This is a genomic window from Prochlorococcus marinus str. MIT 1013 (assembly GCF_027359395.1).
Lineage (GTDB): Bacteria > Cyanobacteriota > Cyanobacteriia > PCC-6307 > Cyanobiaceae > Prochlorococcus_B > Prochlorococcus_B marinus_E.
The window spans coordinates 783094-799379 of the sequence record NZ_CP114778.1 but is presented as its reverse complement, the minus strand read 5'-3'; the positions used below and the strand labels follow the sequence as shown (position 1 = coordinate 799379).

Here is a 16286-nt window from a genome sequence, read left to right as displayed (position 1 = left end):
TTTAATTGGTCAATAAGCAATTAAAACTTATTCTTGTAAGCACACCTATAGGTTGCCTAGGGAGTGGTAAAGGTGGTGGAGTTGAACTTACTATTATTTCTCTTATAAAAGGATTAATTTTATTAGGTCATAAAATTATTTTAATTGCACCAAAAGGGTCAAAATTACCTTTTGAAAGTGAATTACTTGAAATAAAATTAATCGATGGAATTGATCAACCTAGTTGGCAACATCAGAATAAAACAGATCCAGTTATAATTCCCTCTAATAGTGTTTTACCGAAGCTATGGGAAGCTGCGCTTGATTTAGCAAATCAAGCTGACGCAGTTATTAACTTTGCATACGATTGGCTTCCGTTATGGTTAACAAAGACTCAAGGAATTAAAATATTTCATTTAATTAGTATGGGTGCTGAATCACTAATAATGAAAGAAATTATTAGTGAAATAAGTCATTTATTCCCTTTTCAGTTGGCTTTTCATACAAAAATACAATCAAAAGATTACGACTTAAAAACTGATCCAATAATTGTTGGTAATGGTTTTGATAAGAAAAATTATTTATACAATAAAAATGAAAATGGTCCTTTAGGTTGGGCTGGAAGAATCGCACCAGAGAAAGGTTTAGAAGATGCAGTAAGAGTTGCAAATGATTTAGGTGAAAAATTATTAGTTTGGGGACTTATTGAAGATAAAGAATATGCATCAAAAACTGAAAACATTTTTAAAAAAGAAATTATTGAGTGGAAAGGATTCATTCCAACGAATAAATTTCAGGAACAACTAGGAAGATGTAGGGCTTTAATAAACACTCCTAAATGGAATGAAGCTTACGGGAACGTTATTGTTGAAGCGATGGCTTGTGGAGTTCCAGTGATTGCATATGATCTTGGAGGACCTGGTGAATTGATAGAAGATGGATTCAATGGCTTTTTGGTTAAGCCTAATGATATAGAAGGAATGATAAAAGCAACAAAACTTGTCTCTAAAATCAAAAGAAAAAATTGTAGGGATTGGTTTGAAAAGAAAGCCACCAATAAAGTTTTTGCAGAACGTGTTGAGAATTGGCTTAATAAAGGCTTAAATAAAAATTTATCTGCAGAATTTTAAGATTAATTGAAAAGTTTAACGAAATCATTTCCCCCAACTTTGAAGCAAAGAAGAAGAGGTCTTCTTTGTATTTTATTTTTTGGATTAATAATCTTTGTTTTTCAATTAGGCACAACAGGTTTAGTTGACGAAACACCCCCCCTGTTTGCTGCAGCAAGTAGAACAATGGCAGAAACAGGAAATTGGTTAACTCCTCAAGTAAATGGACTACCTCGCTTTGATAAACCTCCTTTGGTTTATTGGTTGATGGGGATAGGATTTTCATTTCCAGGTAATACTTCTTGGGACCCTCTAGGAACATGGGCTGCCAGACTTCCCTCGGCATTATCAACAATTTTTTTAATGCTTGTTTTAGGGGACACAATGATGAGATATCCCCAAGAAGAAAATAATTTCACTAGAAGAACTGCAGTTTCTACTTCGTTGTTATTTGCATTGTCGCCTTTAGTAATAATTTGGGGAAGGATTGCCGTAAGTGATGCTCTGCTTTGCAGCACTCTAGGTGTTTGCTTACTTTTTAAATGGAGAAGATACGCTAATCCAGAAGGAGAAGTTTGGTGGCTGTCTTGGATCTTTTTGTCATTGGCAGTTTTAACTAAAGGTCCTGTCTCATTGGTGCTATCTGGGTTAACAATTTTCTTTTTTGCTTTATTTCAAAATGATTTTTTTAGAACTTTAAAAACATTAAGGGTAATTCCGGGATTTTTTATTGTTTTTATTATTAGTTTTCCTTGGTACTTAATTGAATTGTTAATAGAGGGCAAACCTTTTTTAGATAGTTTCTTTGGGTATCACAATCTTCAAAGATTTACGTCAGTAGTAAATTCACATGGAGAATCTTGGTGGTTTTTTTTAATAGTATTATGTATTGCTTCTTTACCGTTTACTCCATTTTTATTGATAAGTATTTGGAAGAATTTTTGTAATATATTTAAATGCTCTAGAAGGGTTATTAAAAAACCAGATAAGTCGTTATTTGAGTTTTCATTTTTTTGGTTAATTTCTGTTTTTGTCTTCTTTACTATTTCAGCAACAAAGCTACCTAGCTATTGGCTTCCTGCAACTCCTGCAGCATCAATTTTAATATCATTTTCCTTAACTAATGATTTTAAAGAGGAATTCCTAAAATCTTTGGCTTGGAAATTAACAATATTTTTATCCATACTCTTTTCCATAATTCTCTTCTCTTCAAAACTATGGATTCAGCTACTTAATGATCCGGAGATACCCAGGTTTTCCGAAGAATTAACCCATAGTCTTTTAATTGAAAAAGCTGGATTCATATTCCTTTTAATTGCTGTTCTAGGAATTATGTTTTCCTCTAGAAAAATATATGGAAAACTATTGATTTTACAAATTCCTATAGTTGTATTCCATTTTCTGATTGTGTTACCAACTTTTGAATTGGCAGATAGGTTAAGACAACTTCCGTTAAGGCAAGCTTCAGAATTACTTATAAATTCTCAAAATAGAAACGAGCCTTTAGTTATGGTAGGGGCTATGAAACCATCAATTCATTTTTATACTAATCAGGTCATTGTTTTTGAAGGTAGATCTAAAAATGCTTTGATAAATGTTATAGATCGACTTAAAAATGAGAAGAGAAGAGGCTGGGAAGGGATACCTATCTATGGTTCCAATGGCTCAGAAACTATCCTTTTACTTATTGATAAAAGATCAGTGGAAAAACCTTATTGGCAAGGACTTAATCCAAAAGTCTTAGGTAACTTCGGGGTATATAGCGTTTGGAGACTTAATAGAGAAATTCTTGAAAGGCGAGCTAAATCTTTGAAAACAGATGGTTTTGTTTCTACTTGGAAAAACCCTAGACCAGAAAGATTTTAAAAAACTTTCAAAATCTATTGAATTGAATTTATTAAATCTTGTTCACTGCATTTTTCTGGGATTATAATAATACCTAATTCATCCTGAAGCCTCTCTAAATCAATTACCGAGTCTTCAGTTATTGAGCTTATGACATCCTCAAGGCTTGCACCCATATCGTTTGACATCTCTATCAAAATCCGCAAAGTCTCAACCTTTAAAGAAAGGTTTACGTTTATAGAAACGCTTTGATCTGAGCAATTATTTGAGTTCATAAAGAAAACATTAAGATATCGCTGGTCCTTTTGGGTCTTTCCTTTGAATACCTTTAGAAAATGAATTTTTTGGGGATATTTTCAACTTTTCTTTTTTGCATTTTTATTTGAATTAAAAATGCAAAAAAAATCTTCCTAAGTAATTCTCAGGAAGATCTAACAATTTTGATTAAGGCTTAAAACATTTCGCCTTTAAGTTTTTCAGCCCATCCTGCAAGCCTTTCGTCAGTCATGTCTGATTCACTGTCTTCGTCAAGAGGTAATCCGCAGAATTCTTCTCCCACTACACTTTTTGACTCGTCAAAAGTGTAATCAGTCTTTGCAGTGTATCCAACCATTGAAGCACCTGCTTGCTTGAAGTACCTGTGAAGCTCTTCCATTGCATCGCAATAGTTCTCGGTGTAAGTAGAGGAATCACCTAAACCGAAAATAGCAACTTTCTTACCACTGAGATTTAGTTCTCCAATGTCTTCAAGGATTGAGTCCCAAGCAGTTCCTGATCTCTCAGAGTCTGCACCGGTATTCCATGTAGGGATTCCACAAATGACCCCATCATGTCCAGCTAATTCACTAAGGTCATCGACATCTGAAATATCCTTTGGACCTTCAGCAGAGTCAAGTAATCCGTGCAGCCGTTCAGCTATATCTTCGGTTTTACCTGTTGTTGTAGCGAAGTAGATTCCTACAGTCATGGAGCAATTTAAAATCAAGAATATTTTAAAGCAGCTTTGCACATTTGGAGTGGATTTGGTTTTTTTTAAATTTTCTTGTCTATTAAATATTGATTTTTGATACATTAATAAGTCAATATTTATTGCTTTGCTTTCTAGCAAACTAATTTCTAATATTGTTTCTCGTGACAATCATGATTCTTAAACCCAGTCTATAAAAGGGGTCTCAGAGGAAAAACTTAAAAAAGTATTCGAAAGAAAAATTGATTGCTATGGATTTGTAATTAACTTGAGAAAAAGACTTTAAAATCAGTCAAAAAAGTCTCTTGTTAAAGATCTTTATCTGAAAACATTTGCATTTTTTAGATTCAAGCAGTTGATTTTCAAATTAAATAATTTTAAATCTTGAGTTTATGAAGCCCTATGGGTATTAGAAAATTTAAATTTTGATTACTGAGTCTATCCTTTAAAGTTTTAATTGAATCAATTTATAAGTTAGGTCCCATCATTCCAAAACCACTCTGAAGTCCAAAGGAAATGATTACAAAAGTACTTATTGCCAAACCAATTAAAACCGAAGAATAAAGCCTGTTAACTCCATAACCAGATTCAACAGGATTGAAATCAGCAACTACAAAGGATTTTTTGCTGTATTTTCCTCTATCTGTAAGACCTATTGCTCCCATCGCGGTTTGAGGTGTAAGAGCCCCCCCTCGTCACTGAGGAACCATGGCTTGTTTGTGCTGTTGTTTATAGGAGCTGATTGAGCCTCGGCAATTACTTGAGAAGTGCTATTAATTCGACTGGAATCTTCTTTGAAAAATCTTGGAAACATATAAGTATGCCAGAGGCCAATTATGCCAGCCCAAGCAACCATGCTGACTCCAGCTAGTCCGAAAAGAATTTCTTTAAAACCGAATTCCATAAATCAAACCGATTAATTTACGCCCTTTACAGGCAATGGTTCCACCATATCAGAAGTAATGCGAGTCAACTTAGAGAGTTATTAAAGCTTCTAAATTCGGCCCAATTTGTTACAGAATCCTTAGGGTCTTCTTCTTGTTAAGCCTTTTTGGCTCTCATATGCCAGGATTTGTCACATAAATATCCTAGATGGATGAACACACTTAAATTATTGCTGGTTCTTTCTCCAGTTATTTTTACTCTTGCCTTTGCTGATTATTGGTTACGTAGGTGGGGAGTATTTGTTTGGGATAATGGCCCTACTATTAAAAACGAGCAAGTTTGGGAAGATACTGCGATCGTTGCTGATAAAGGAAGACCTGCTGGTGGCTACCCAGTTTTTACTGTTAGAACCTTGGCGGTAAACGCATTGGGAATCCCAACAGTTTTTTTCCTTGGCGCTATTTTTGCAATGCAATTTATTCGCCGTGGTGTAATAAACGCATAAATAAAAATAAAAATAAAAAGGCTTATCTTTTGATAGGCCTTTTTTTATGGAATAAAAAGAGATTTTTAAATTTCTATTGATAATTTTTAAATTATATATTTCTTTAATCAAAAGCGACTTAGAAAGCTTATAATCTGGTAAGAAAAAAGTTTGTTATGGAAAGTCAAGAAACAAATCTGAATGAAAATAATAGCTCAACAGCTGTTTTAGAAAATAATGCTGCTGATATTGTTTCCGTAGATAAACAACCAGAAAACGTTAATAAAAAAGAGCTATTTCCAACAGATCAAAATTTAATTTCATCTATTATTGAGGATGCTTTTCCAAAGGATAAAGCTAATCAGCAATTAGGTATTCCCCAATCTGATACTTTTGCATTTGCAAGTCGGATATTTTTCTTATGGGTTTGGCCCATAGTCTTTCACAACAAAGTTAGAAATCTAATTAACAATTTGAATTTTGCACAGCCTTACTCTAATCCTGGTGAAAGTGCATACACAGTTCAAGATACTGAAACTGTGTACACAATGACTAAAGATGCATTCGCAGGGAAAGGTGGAATGAAATTCATGGGAATTAGATTTATGTCTATTTGGGTTTTCCCAGTTGCAATAACTGGAGCGGTTATGGAATTTTTATTTGTAGGACCACTAATGGGTAGTAACCCTTTTGGTTAATCTCTAAGTTAAATATTTATTTTATTTTTTACAGGTGTTGAGAATTAATTATATTTTCAGACGTTTCTGAAAGGAAAAAATGGAGTAACCTTTTTTGTAGGGTTGCTACTTGCAATAGCTTTACCTCTTATGTACATGAATAAACTAAGAGTGATTATCATCACAGGAGGATGTAAAGCTAGAGATCTACCAATTAGTTGTAGTTCTTCTCCTGACATTTAATTAATTTAATTCTTTTACAACTATAGCTTCTAAAGGAGCGCAATAAAAAATATTTAATATATATAAAACAAATTCATTATTCTTTTCTTTCTGTATAAGTGATTTTTAAAATTAAAATTGAAAAATTAAAAATAAAGGTAACGACATTAGCAATTATGATTGGAGTTGAATCAATTTTTGAACCATAGATAATCCAACAAATAAGACCTATTATAAATAGAATCAACATAATTAATGAAACATCCTCTGCTGATTTCGTTTTCCATGTTTTATATAACTGGGGTAAAAAGGCTATGGTAGTTAGTAAAGCAGCTAAAAACCCAAATGAATCTATATAATTAAAGTGATTCATGCTTTGGTTATAAAAAATATAAATCAGAACTATATAATAAATTATTATATAGTTCCATCTTGCGTTAGTAGTATCAAAATCTTATGAGTGAGCAGTCTGATTTTAATGATAAAGTTTTAAAGGATAAATTGGATACTTTATTAGATGAAGAGAATGAGATTAAAAAATGGAATGAAGGCCTATTAATAAAATCACTTATCCTTTTGCCAATAATAATTTTCATAGTAGGTTTATTTATTCTTAATAGACCAGAAAACTTAACAGATCTATTCTTTATATTCCTTTACCCTTTAGCACTAATATTGATAGGTTTGATACTTCTATTTGTTATGAGAAGCAAATTAAAATAGAAAGATATAAACAAAATCTTTTTGCTTTAAATCTTGGTTTTCTTGTAGCCAATAGGGTAGTCCCACTGTAAACTACGAGTAATTAAACATTAATACCCAATGGCAGGCGGACCATTATTACAACTTTGGGAAAACCTTCTACCATTTGCTAAGGATCTAAGAATTCGGTTTGCAATAGCAATGCTGGGTAATGTTCTTGCGATATTATTTATTTTTTCCCTATGTAAATTGTTTATTCCAGGATTGGAAGAGCAACTATTTAATTGATTTTCTAGCCCAGAATTGATACATTTCTCTAAAAGAATTAGGATTTAATTTTTCAAATTTATCCCATAATTCTAAATCTTTTAAAGAGTCTTTATTTTTATTAGCTCTCTGACATTTATCTTTTATATCTTTTGAGAGAGTAAAACCTAGGAATTCCAGATTAGATATTTTTAACATTTTTTTAATTTCAATTAGTGAGTAACAGTTTTCATGACTGTGAAAGCAGAGATCTCTACACATTGATGTTGAATAGAAATCTGACCAATTAGTTATTTTATTTAACTGTTTTATTTCTCCATTAAGAATATCATTTCGGAAGCTTCTTATTCCATCAAGGTTTGGTTTAATATCTTTTTCTTTGATTAGTTCTCTCGCTTTTAGTATTTCTTTTCTTGCATACTTGCTGTACAAACCTAACTTTAAAAAACCTTTAGGTTCTAAAACATCAAATAGATTTGATAATCCTTTAATAGGATCATTCATATGATGAAGAACACCTGAACATTCTATTAAATCAAATCTTTTATTTAGTGATGTCAATTCAAGTAAATCCATTTCTATAAAATCTACATTTTTGAATCCATATTCATCGACCTTTCTCTTTGCATATGAGATACTTGAATTGCTTAAATCAATTGCTGTTATTTCACAATTACTATATTGAGATGCTTCAAGTATTTGAATTCCCGTTCCACAACCAGCTATAAGTAAATTTATTTTTTTATTTTCTAATTGAGTTGAATTAGATTTAATTATATTTGGATAAATTTCAGAATTGATAACTGATAAAAAATTTAATTTTTTTTCTTTAGTATATGAATTATATCTCCATCTAGGATATGGATTTATTTCATACTGTTTTTTTACTTCCTTAGATATAGAATCATTTATATTACCTATATTTTTAATTCCGTTTGAAATCTTTTTTTCATCATTTAACTCTTTAAATTGTAAATTAAGTAGATTATTAAATTCTTTATTATCTGATATATATGTATTTAAATTAATTATTTCATCATTTATTGAAAATAGAGATTGGTAACATGAGATTATAGCTAATTTATAGTCTTGATTTTTATTTTGATTTTTGATTGTTCTCTTGATTTGATTTAGTCTATCCTTTTCTTCTTTGGAGATGTAATAAACATACTCATTTAAGAAACATTGAGCTCCAAGTGCAATAGTAAAGTTAAGAATACTATTATTTATCTTACCTTTTTCTGAATAGCTTATAAGAATATTTTTGCGTATATTTCCTAACACTTTTTCCCATAAAGGAGAGCAAAATATTAGTAGAGATAATGCTTTTACTAATTCCTTGTCCTTAATAAGAATATTAAATTCATGATCTTCAAACAATCCGGATTTTATAATAGATAATTTTTCTAATATTTCTTTTGAGATTAGACTGTTTATATTCCCAAATAATTCTCGATGAGAAATATCTTTTCTATTAAATATCTTTTTAAGTAATTCTCTATTATCTTTTTCTGATGTGTTTAATAATTCTCCTTTTTTAATTAATTCACTTATTAGTTTAAAACCTAATTCACTATTTTTGTTTAATAAAAGTTCTTTTTTTGTAAGTAATAATGATTTTTTGTAATCACCAATTTGGTTATATATTGTAGCTAGATTTAAATAACAGTTTTCTAATTCATTATCTAAATCAATTGCCATCTTTGTATGTAATATAGCCTTTTCTATTTCTTGTTTCTCTTTGTAGCATGCACCTAGATTCAAATGAGCGATAGCAGATTTATTATTTATTTCTAAAGCTTTTAAATAATATTTTTCTGCCTCATCATATTTATTAGAATCTTTATTTAGTAAACCTAGGTTGATATATGCATCAATAAAATTCTTATCTAATTCTATTGCTTTTTTAAGTGATAATTTTGACTCGTCATATTTATTTAAACCTTTTAAAATTAATCCTCTAATACAATATCCATTTGGTAGGCTTGGTTTTAATTTAATTGCTTCATCAATAATTATTTTTGCTTTTCCTAAATTATTTAGTTTATAATATAAGAAAGATAAATTTAATTTTGAGTAAATATGATTTGGAAAACTTTCATTACATTTTATATATAGTTTTATAGCTTTTTCATTTTCTTCTTTTTCTTCACATATAAGTGCATAGTTTGAAATTATATCTGCATCAGAATACCCATTTTTTATAAAAGCTATATAACCTTTTTCTGCTTCATCTAAGTTACCTCTTATATGATAGTTTATTGATTTTGCTTTCAGATCTTGTTCTGAAAGATTCTGGAGTTTTTTAGAAGAGCCTTTATTCTCTTTTTTCTTTTTCCCGAAACCACTCAATGATTTTTATTTAACTAATGCTATTATACTAAAACCTAAAAATCTTATTATTTAGCTTAATAAATCCATAGTTTACAAGCTACTTACTAGCTGTTTATTTATAAACTATAGAGTGAATGCTATTTTAATAACTCTTTTTAGCTCCAATATGCCTTGATTTTTTATATAATAAATTAATATAGTTAAGGAATCAAATGCCTTTAAAGTTAGGCGATCAAATACCTAATTTCACACTCTCTGATCAACTAGGAGTTTCTAGGACTAATAAGCAAGCTAAAGGTAGGCCACTAGTTCTATTTTTTTATCCAAAAGATGATACTCCTGGTTGCACAGCTGAAAATTGTGGCTTTAGAGATAAATACGATCTTTTTAAACTATTTGGTGCTGAAGTATGGGGGGTGAGTGGGGATGATGAAGCGAGTCATAGATCTTTTGCCGACAAAAATAAACTTCCTTTTCCCTTATTGTGTGATAAGGATAATTCTTTGAGAAGAGCTTTTGGTGTGCCTAAAGTTCTTGGCTTGCTGGATGGTCGTGTGACTTATATTATTGATTCAAAAGGCGTTATTAGACATATTTTTAATGACCTTTTAAATGGTCCTGCTCACGTTAATGAGGCACTTAGGGTATTGGGTGAAATAAGAAATTAATTTTCTATCTATATTCTATCTATATATTTGATTTGAATATTTAGTACCTTAATTGTTCATGAAATCATCAATAGATTAATTTGCTAGAATTTTCTCCTGATTGTAGTTTTTCTAGAACTGTTTCAGACGAGATTTTCGCAACATCATTCAAACCGTTTGCATCAAACCAAGGAGCTGTTGCCCAATTGAATCCTTTCCCAAAAGTATTATCAGGAGAAACTATATACCAATGGCAAGCAGTGTCGGGGACGTCTACTGCACACTTTGACCAATTATCGCTCCATTGGGGCACTTGAACCCAAAGCAAAGTAGAGAAAAATAAGGAAAACAAAGAAGCGAACATTTCTTTAGATTTACTTTATATTAGTGTTTTTTATTCTTGGACGAGGATTTTTTATTTTTTTCTGCAAACAGACAATTAATTAATTAGTTATTCTAATACATCTTTCTATCGTTTTTTAAGTACCGCAAGCATAAAATTTCTTGGTTCTGTTCATTTTTATCTGAATTTATAATCCATTCTTTAAATTCCTGATAAAGAAAGGATCTATCTATTTTATTTATTTCAGTCATCCTAATTAAGGTACAGCTTAGAGTGACAGTAATAATTTCTTCAATAGAGGGGTTATTCTTCAATCTTCGTTTTGGGTGTCTATTTATAATCTAGTAAAAAATCTTCACTGACGAGTATTTTTGACCATAATTTTATATTCAATTTATCAATTGAATATAAATCAAAGTTTTTTTAATAAATATTATTTTATATCTTTTTTTACGTATATAATTGAATTCTAATCTATCTTTCAATGGATAAAGAAAGTAAAAATAAATCTTTGCTTATTTGGATTGAGGAGATTTGGGAAGAAATTGAGGTTCAATTTTATGGAATAATAGGTGCTATTTTGTTCTTTATTGTAGTTTATTTGATTTTTCAACCTCAATGGATAAGAGCTGTGTTTGATGTTTTTTTGAAAAGTAATTTATCTGTAGCTTAAATCGTTAAAGTCCTGGAGAATGTATTTTCAATTAATGTTGATGCTGATTAGTAGTGTTCTAAAGTTTTCTCTTTGGCGACTAATTCTATAAATTTCCATACAAGGGCATGTTTGTAGTCGTCCTTATTTGGACAAGCCGATACTACCTCTTGCCATGAGAAATCATCTTGATCGTTATTTGCTTTTAGTGGTGACCCAAAATCTCTTGCAAGATTAGAAAGAAAAGAGCTTCCGAGTTTATCTGACGTGTATTTGATGATCTCCTCTGAGTAACTCAAATAGAGCAAGAGAGTGTCAGCTTGATAGTTATGTCTTGTGCATGCCCCTTCAGAGCAACCACTACTGGCGATCTCTAGGCATGCATTATGGTCGTAAGTCTCTTTGATTAAATCAACTAATCTTCCCATTTAATTCTTCCATCACCCCTAGTGTTATAGCTAATAAAAAATTTAATTACGTAATCAAACAAAATTCAAAAAAACTAAATATTATTTTCGTGGACTTCAATTAGGTAAATATACTAGTTCTTTTATTGTTTTAGTATTAGAATAAAGTAAAAAAAATTGAGAACGTTTAATTGCTTGTTAAGAGAATAAAGCAAACTTTTATTGAAATTAATCAATGATAATCAATGATTTGAATTTCTGTATTAAATAAATTTAAATTATTTTAATCAATAAATCTTGAGTATAACCATTTAAAGAATGCTCCGATAACGGGAATATTACCAAATGTTCCTGAACAAAAATCAAAATAATCTCTATGTTCTTTCACCTTCCCTTCTTCGTCAAAAATTAGTCTTGTTGTTCCATCGTATAAAAATTCGAGACCTTTTATTTTCAATCCCATTGTCCATTCAACGAAAGCAAAATCCTTATTTATGGCAATTGAGTGTGATTCTAAATAAATATCATCACATCTTTTGATTAATCCTTCTTGTGCTTTGATATATGCATCAATTCCATTTCTTTCTTGGGTAGGATCGATGAATTTAACTTGTTTGTTATATAAAGTTTCCCATTTTTCTCTAGATGGAGCTTGTTCTCCATAAGATAAATTAAAGAATTTTTTTAATTCTTTTTCTTTGATGAGCATTGAATTCTATGTTAATAATCACAATTTAGATTATTTAAATAGACATCGTGTTAAAGGCAAGTGATGAAGATAACTCAGAAATAGCTTAGATTTAGTATCTATTCAATTAGCTCATATGAACAGGAAGAACATTCTTATTGCTATTGGTGTCCTTGGAATAGGAATAATCCTCTATAAATTGCTTTTAGGACTTTTCCTCCCAATAGCTTTGTTTGTCTCTCTTCGATATGTTTTAAAGTTTTTACTTAAGGACTCTGAATCTGATTCGGTTCAGGAGGGTTCTCAGATTTTTACGAACCCTGAGACCTCTTCTTCAATTGAAAACATAGTTGAAATTAAGCCGATTGAAGAAGAAAGGCCTGTTGAAGAAGCAAAGCCTGTTGAAGAAGAAAGGCCTGTTGAAGAAGCAAAGCCTGTTGAAGAAGCAAAGCCTGTTGAAGAAGCAAAGCCTGTTAAAGAAGAAAGGCCTGTTGAAGAAGAAAGGCCTGTTGAAGAAGAAAGGCCTGTTGAAGAAGAAAGGCCTGTTGAAGAAGCAAAGCCCGATGAAGAAGAAAAGCTTGAGTAATCGCTAGTATTGGATATATTTAATAATTTCTCACGTTTTTTAATGGATACAAATTCAAAAAAAAAATTCTGGGATTCAAAGCCATACTGGTGTCAACCTTGGTCTATTATTAGTTTCGGAGTTTTAGTTCCAATTTTTAGTTGGAAAATATTTAATAACATTATAATTACTTCGATTATTGGCTTTTTTATTTTTGTTTGGTGGATAGTATTTTTAATACTTGCTCCTAATTCATATCAACTAATTAATGATAAAGAATAACAATAAGTTATTCTTTTATTTTTATTTTCAATAGGCTTAATAATTAATTATCTATTTAGACCGTAAAAACACAAATAAGAAATTTCAAGTTCAGTATTTATTCCCCATGGTACCTACTTGCTTCAGATGAGAAGCCTATGTAACCTCCTTAATACCGCTTTCGATTTGTCCAATAAAATTCAACTAACTCTCTTTTAGATCTTGTTATGAGGGCTTCTGTTCCTATTCCTAGTCCGCTTGAAAGCTTTAGGCTCGTTATTGATTTCCAGCTTGAAGTGCTTGATGATTCCATTAGATACTCCAGTTAATTGGTTGACTAAATACGAGAAGAACCCCGTGCCTTTATTGAGCGTTCTATTAAGCATGTTTTTTAACTAAATGATGTTGTTAGAGCGGGTGGAAAAAATTGAGATTCTTCGATCCGAATAACGTAATGCACTATAATACATCTGTATTACTACTTGTCAATTCTCTGCCTTGTTTGTGTTGGCCAATTTAATGCTTTTATGTAAGGTAATTTATTTGATTAATAGTTTCTTTTAAATAATATAATATAATCTCAATTTAAATTTACAAACTAATTTGATTGATGTAAGATAGTTGAAGCACCTAAATGCAAATAAATATATAAAAGACTCAATTTTAAAATATTTATATATATTTTTTGTGTTTAAGTATATATAGTGAATTATTTAGAATAGTATTTTTGATAATTAAGACTTCTTTTAATTGTCAACATTCATATATTAAATTTTAGAACCTTCTATCATATAAGATAATTTATTGATCATATTAAATGTTTTATTAGTAAATTTATAAGTTATGGTTGTAGATTTTATCCTTCAAATACATATTTTATTTAAATGTAAACTTATTTACAACAAGTATTTCTTGTTTTGAGAAATCACTCGCTGATATACAGTTTATCCACTCTCTATACTCTTGGGCAATAGCAAGTTGACCTCCAGGATCTACCTCCAATGTTCGTTTTAAAATATCAGATAAACCTGTTATCAAAATCTTTTCTATGTTTCTTTGATCTTCGTTCATTAATATTTTGCATGTATTCCAGATTACCCTCTATTCATTTATTTGTAAAGATACAAATAGCTAAATAATTCATTTTTATTTACTATTTAAATATAAATAATTTATTATGCACCATTAATATCATTATGCGTATCTTGTGATGGTATAAATCCAAATTCTTCTATTGCTTCAACTAATGTAAGCTTGCTTTCTTCTGTAGTTATTTTTATCTCATTAGAATTAGATTTCACTTCCTTAATGTTTTTTATTAAGTTTCTAGATATATTTTTTATATCCAGACTTTTATAGATCGATCCTTTAATACTATTAATTAGCTCAATATTAATCAAGTATATTGAAAAAGTAATTCCAATTAAAACAAAATAGATATTGTGAATAATAAAATATGATAATACTAAGCCCATTGATAAATATTCTATGAGATAGATGACTTTGTTTTTATTCATAACTAGGCAACATCCTTTTGGTTTCTCTGTTGTTGTCTTTCTAATAAAGTGAGATCATATGATGATTGTATTTGATTGTTATAATCTAATGTATCAATAAATTTTGATAAAGCTTCTTTATTCTTGATCCATTTATTTCTTATTGTTTTAGGTATGGTAGGCAGATCGACTCCTTTTTTGTTTAGTGATCTTATATACCTCTTCCTTTGAGCACTATCCATTGTTGTGCTGATGATCTCATTATGTATCGAGAGATTCGTTTGTTTGTCTCTCGGCTCTGTTATTGCCATTAACTCTGAAAGACTTCTGATGAATGTAATCATGCCGCGTAGCTCTCTTTGTCGTTTTTCTTATATATACTTTTTAAATGTTTATCTTTTTTGTAGGCGTTTATATAGTTAACATCGTAAGATCCTAGCCCTTCTTCTTTGGGGTTGTACAAATGGATAAAACCATTTCTAGATTTTGAATTCATATTCATGAAGTTAACCCACTCTATTTTTAACTTGCCTATTTCCCATGGGCACCATTTCGAGGAGAGATTTGCTAGACTTGAACTTTTCTTGCATTTTTGACGTTTTTCTTTGACTTGAATTCTCGATATGATAAAGTTTGGTTTTTTTTGGGAAAATCATTCCTGGAGATGAGTTGATGTGGTTCATATTCTGAAATTGATATTGCAGAGTAAGTAATTGCGGACTGTTCATTAAACCAGAGGTTCTATTTTTTCTCTATTTGAAAGCAAGATACTTAGTTTCTTGTTCTCATCTTGTAGATTATTAATTATCTTTCTATAAGTTTCAATCTTATCTTTTAGGGACTTTACCTTTTCGCTTTCAGTCTTTTTGGAATATGCATTCTTCTTTTTTTTACTCCCTTTCACCAGGACTCGTACGGCTGCTTCTGTCATTCTTTCACCATTTTCAACGGCCTGGAATACCTTTTGACGCTCTTTGTCGGTCACTCCTTTGCTTCCCATAAGTGCTAGCGATCTTGGCGTTAGAGAGGCAAGTAGATTGTCGTCTATATCAGAGCCGCCCAGCCAATTTGTGTATGCGCTTACAAGATCGACAGCAAATCTTTCGGAACAGTTGATTGCGCCTGACTTCAAGAAGGCCCTCCAATTCCCCGGCTTGATATTACTCTTTATATCTGCGAGGTTGGCCGCTACTGCCCTAAGTGACTGTCCAACATAACCTAGTTCTTCATTTATTTCGACAACTGACTCTTTTACAAATTCTATCTGGGCGGGTACGAGGCCCCTGATGACCTCGTTATTGAGCGGAATACTTTCTAGGTCAACCACTTCGGTTGGCGATAAGTCCATAGACTTGACTAAATACCTGTTTAATATAAGCCTTGTGTCGAATCGGAACAATGGATACTGATGTACTATTTTCTTGCTTAGGCTTGATTTTTTTTTAATTTTCTTCTTCATTCGTCGGGGAATTCTGTTTATTTATGCATGATTTATATTTATAAATAAATTTACTATGCTAGCCTCGGCTGAGATTAAGGCTAATCAACAGATAATTAGATCAATAATCTACAATGTTTGCATAATGAATATTTATATAATTCTTCAGAACTTATCTTGCTTTTGTTATGGCTATTAGTGGTATTTATAGAGCTTATCGAGTGACTATACTGTTGAATATTTTAGCTATAATTCTCTTCTAAGTATATATACTTATATGGTCATCCGTTTTTCCTCGTCTCACTACCCAAGCTTAAA

The 16286-nt window shown here is 30.7% G+C and carries 25 protein-coding genes; 10 read left to right on the top strand and 15 right to left on the bottom strand.

What is annotated here, in order from left to right:
• The first annotated feature begins 5 nt into the window (after positions 1 to 5).
• Both O5633_RS05065 and O5633_RS05060 read left to right on the top strand, forming a co-directional pair.
• Positions 6 to 1109 carry a glycosyltransferase gene (locus O5633_RS05065; RefSeq protein WP_269611029.1) on the top strand — a complete coding sequence of 368 codons (1104 nt, stop codon included), beginning with the start codon at positions 6 to 8 and terminating at the stop codon, positions 1107 to 1109.
• A 6-nt stretch (positions 1110 to 1115) separates the two neighbouring features.
• Positions 1116 to 2954: an ArnT family glycosyltransferase gene (locus tag O5633_RS05060; protein ID WP_269611028.1), complete on the top strand. Its 1839-nt coding sequence runs from the start codon at positions 1116 to 1118 to the stop codon at positions 2952 to 2954.
• 14 nt (positions 2955 to 2968) lie between these two features.
• Here O5633_RS05060 and O5633_RS05055 read toward each other — a convergent pair whose 3' ends face one another.
• The 4 genes from O5633_RS05055 to O5633_RS05040 form a co-directional block, all read right to left on the bottom strand.
• Complete coding sequence (locus O5633_RS05055; RefSeq protein WP_269611026.1) at positions 2969 to 3208, bottom strand: CopG family transcriptional regulator; 240 nt, start codon at positions 3206 to 3208, stop codon at positions 2969 to 2971.
• 176 nt (positions 3209 to 3384) lie between these two features.
• Positions 3385 to 3900 carry a flavodoxin FldA gene (fldA, locus tag O5633_RS05050; protein ID WP_269611314.1) on the bottom strand — a complete coding sequence of 172 codons (516 nt, stop codon included), beginning with the start codon at positions 3898 to 3900 and terminating at the stop codon, positions 3385 to 3387.
• A gap of 467 nt (positions 3901 to 4367) precedes the next feature.
• Complete coding sequence (locus O5633_RS05045) at positions 4368 to 4565, bottom strand: hypothetical protein (protein ID WP_269611025.1); 198 nt, start codon at positions 4563 to 4565, stop codon at positions 4368 to 4370.
• Positions 4553 to 4804, bottom strand: coding sequence for a hypothetical protein (locus O5633_RS05040; protein WP_269611023.1), 252 nt, complete (start codon positions 4802 to 4804; stop codon positions 4553 to 4555). The genes O5633_RS05045 and O5633_RS05040 overlap by 13 nt, the downstream gene beginning before the upstream one ends.
• Before the next feature lie 192 nt (positions 4805 to 4996).
• Here O5633_RS05040 and psbF point away from each other — a divergent pair, with 192 nt between their 5' ends.
• Together psbF and O5633_RS05030 are read left to right on the top strand one after the other, a co-directional pair.
• Complete coding sequence (psbF, locus tag O5633_RS05035) at positions 4997 to 5290, top strand: cytochrome b559 subunit beta, long form (protein WP_269606448.1); 294 nt, start codon at positions 4997 to 4999, stop codon at positions 5288 to 5290.
• Between the two features lie 155 nt (positions 5291 to 5445).
• Positions 5446 to 5967 carry a hypothetical protein gene (locus O5633_RS05030; protein WP_269611022.1) on the top strand — a complete coding sequence of 174 codons (522 nt, stop codon included), beginning with the start codon at positions 5446 to 5448 and terminating at the stop codon, positions 5965 to 5967.
• A 56-nt stretch (positions 5968 to 6023) separates the two neighbouring features.
• Here the strand turns inward: O5633_RS05030 and O5633_RS05025 are convergent, their stop codons facing one another.
• Together O5633_RS05025 and O5633_RS05020 are read right to left on the bottom strand one after the other, a co-directional pair.
• Positions 6024 to 6185, bottom strand: coding sequence for a hypothetical protein (locus O5633_RS05025; RefSeq protein ID WP_269611020.1), 162 nt, complete (start codon positions 6183 to 6185; stop codon positions 6024 to 6026).
• Positions 6186 to 6265: 80 nt separating this feature from the next.
• A complete protein-coding gene (locus tag O5633_RS05020; RefSeq protein ID WP_269611019.1) occupies positions 6266 to 6541 on the bottom strand; it encodes a SemiSWEET transporter in 276 nt (91 codons plus the stop codon).
• An 83-nt stretch (positions 6542 to 6624) separates the two neighbouring features.
• Here O5633_RS05020 and O5633_RS05015 point away from each other — a divergent pair, with 83 nt between their 5' ends.
• Complete coding sequence (locus O5633_RS05015) at positions 6625 to 6891, top strand: hypothetical protein (protein ID WP_269611018.1); 267 nt, start codon at positions 6625 to 6627, stop codon at positions 6889 to 6891.
• A gap of 99 nt (positions 6892 to 6990) precedes the next feature.
• The gene (locus tag O5633_RS05010; protein WP_269611017.1) at positions 6991 to 7158 is read left to right on the top strand and encodes a hypothetical protein; all 168 of its coding nucleotides are present in this window, start codon (positions 6991 to 6993) and stop codon (positions 7156 to 7158) included.
• On the opposite strand, the gene O5633_RS05005 is transcribed toward O5633_RS05010, so the two are convergent.
• The gene (locus O5633_RS05005) at positions 7147 to 9489 is read right to left on the bottom strand and encodes a class I SAM-dependent methyltransferase (RefSeq protein ID WP_269611016.1); all 2343 of its coding nucleotides are present in this window, start codon (positions 9487 to 9489) and stop codon (positions 7147 to 7149) included. The two genes, O5633_RS05010 and O5633_RS05005, sit on opposite strands and share 12 nt — an antisense overlap.
• Positions 9490 to 9683: 194 nt before the next feature.
• Between O5633_RS05005 and O5633_RS05000 the strand changes: the two genes are divergently transcribed.
• Positions 9684 to 10139: a peroxiredoxin gene (locus O5633_RS05000; protein WP_269611015.1), complete on the top strand. Its 456-nt coding sequence runs from the start codon at positions 9684 to 9686 to the stop codon at positions 10137 to 10139.
• A gap of 67 nt (positions 10140 to 10206) precedes the next feature.
• Here O5633_RS05000 and O5633_RS04995 read toward each other — a convergent pair whose 3' ends face one another.
• A complete protein-coding gene (locus O5633_RS04995) occupies positions 10207 to 10482 on the bottom strand; it encodes a hypothetical protein (RefSeq protein WP_269611014.1) in 276 nt (91 codons plus the stop codon).
• Positions 10483 to 10945: 463 nt separating this feature from the next.
• Between O5633_RS04995 and O5633_RS04990 the strand changes: the two genes are divergently transcribed.
• Positions 10946 to 11134: a hypothetical protein gene (locus tag O5633_RS04990; RefSeq protein WP_269611013.1), complete on the top strand. Its 189-nt coding sequence runs from the start codon at positions 10946 to 10948 to the stop codon at positions 11132 to 11134.
• A gap of 47 nt (positions 11135 to 11181) precedes the next feature.
• Here O5633_RS04990 and O5633_RS04985 read toward each other — a convergent pair whose 3' ends face one another.
• On the bottom strand, positions 11182 to 11541 hold the full coding sequence (locus O5633_RS04985; RefSeq protein WP_269611012.1) for a hypothetical protein: 360 nt from the start codon (positions 11539 to 11541) through the stop codon (positions 11182 to 11184).
• 262 nt (positions 11542 to 11803) lie between these two features.
• Entirely contained in the window at positions 11804 to 12229 is a 426-nt protein-coding gene (locus O5633_RS04980) for a nuclear transport factor 2 family protein (protein WP_269611011.1), read from the bottom strand.
• A gap of 115 nt (positions 12230 to 12344) precedes the next feature.
• Here O5633_RS04980 and O5633_RS04975 point away from each other — a divergent pair, with 115 nt between their 5' ends.
• Together O5633_RS04975 and O5633_RS04970 are read left to right on the top strand one after the other, a co-directional pair.
• A complete protein-coding gene (locus O5633_RS04975) occupies positions 12345 to 12794 on the top strand; it encodes a hypothetical protein (protein WP_269611010.1) in 450 nt (149 codons plus the stop codon).
• A 42-nt stretch (positions 12795 to 12836) separates the two neighbouring features.
• The gene (locus tag O5633_RS04970) at positions 12837 to 13055 is read left to right on the top strand and encodes a DUF6737 family protein (RefSeq protein WP_269611009.1); all 219 of its coding nucleotides are present in this window, start codon (positions 12837 to 12839) and stop codon (positions 13053 to 13055) included.
• A 148-nt stretch (positions 13056 to 13203) separates the two neighbouring features.
• Here the strand turns inward: O5633_RS04970 and O5633_RS04965 are convergent, their stop codons facing one another.
• The 5 genes from O5633_RS04965 to O5633_RS04945 form a co-directional block, all read right to left on the bottom strand.
• Positions 13204 to 13347, bottom strand: coding sequence for a hypothetical protein (locus O5633_RS04965; protein WP_269611008.1), 144 nt, complete (start codon positions 13345 to 13347; stop codon positions 13204 to 13206).
• A 563-nt stretch (positions 13348 to 13910) separates the two neighbouring features.
• Positions 13911 to 14105, bottom strand: a complete 195-nt coding sequence (locus O5633_RS04960; protein ID WP_269611007.1) for a hypothetical protein — start codon at positions 14103 to 14105, stop codon at positions 13911 to 13913.
• A gap of 104 nt (positions 14106 to 14209) precedes the next feature.
• Entirely contained in the window at positions 14210 to 14335 is a 126-nt protein-coding gene (locus O5633_RS04955; RefSeq protein WP_269611005.1) for a hypothetical protein, read from the bottom strand.
• 218 nt (positions 14336 to 14553) lie between these two features.
• Positions 14554 to 14874 carry a hypothetical protein gene (locus O5633_RS04950; RefSeq protein WP_269611004.1) on the bottom strand — a complete coding sequence of 107 codons (321 nt, stop codon included), beginning with the start codon at positions 14872 to 14874 and terminating at the stop codon, positions 14554 to 14556.
• A 383-nt stretch (positions 14875 to 15257) separates the two neighbouring features.
• Positions 15258 to 15878 carry a hypothetical protein gene (locus O5633_RS04945; protein WP_269611003.1) on the bottom strand — a complete coding sequence of 207 codons (621 nt, stop codon included), beginning with the start codon at positions 15876 to 15878 and terminating at the stop codon, positions 15258 to 15260.
• Positions 15879 to 16286: the final 408 nt, after the last annotated feature.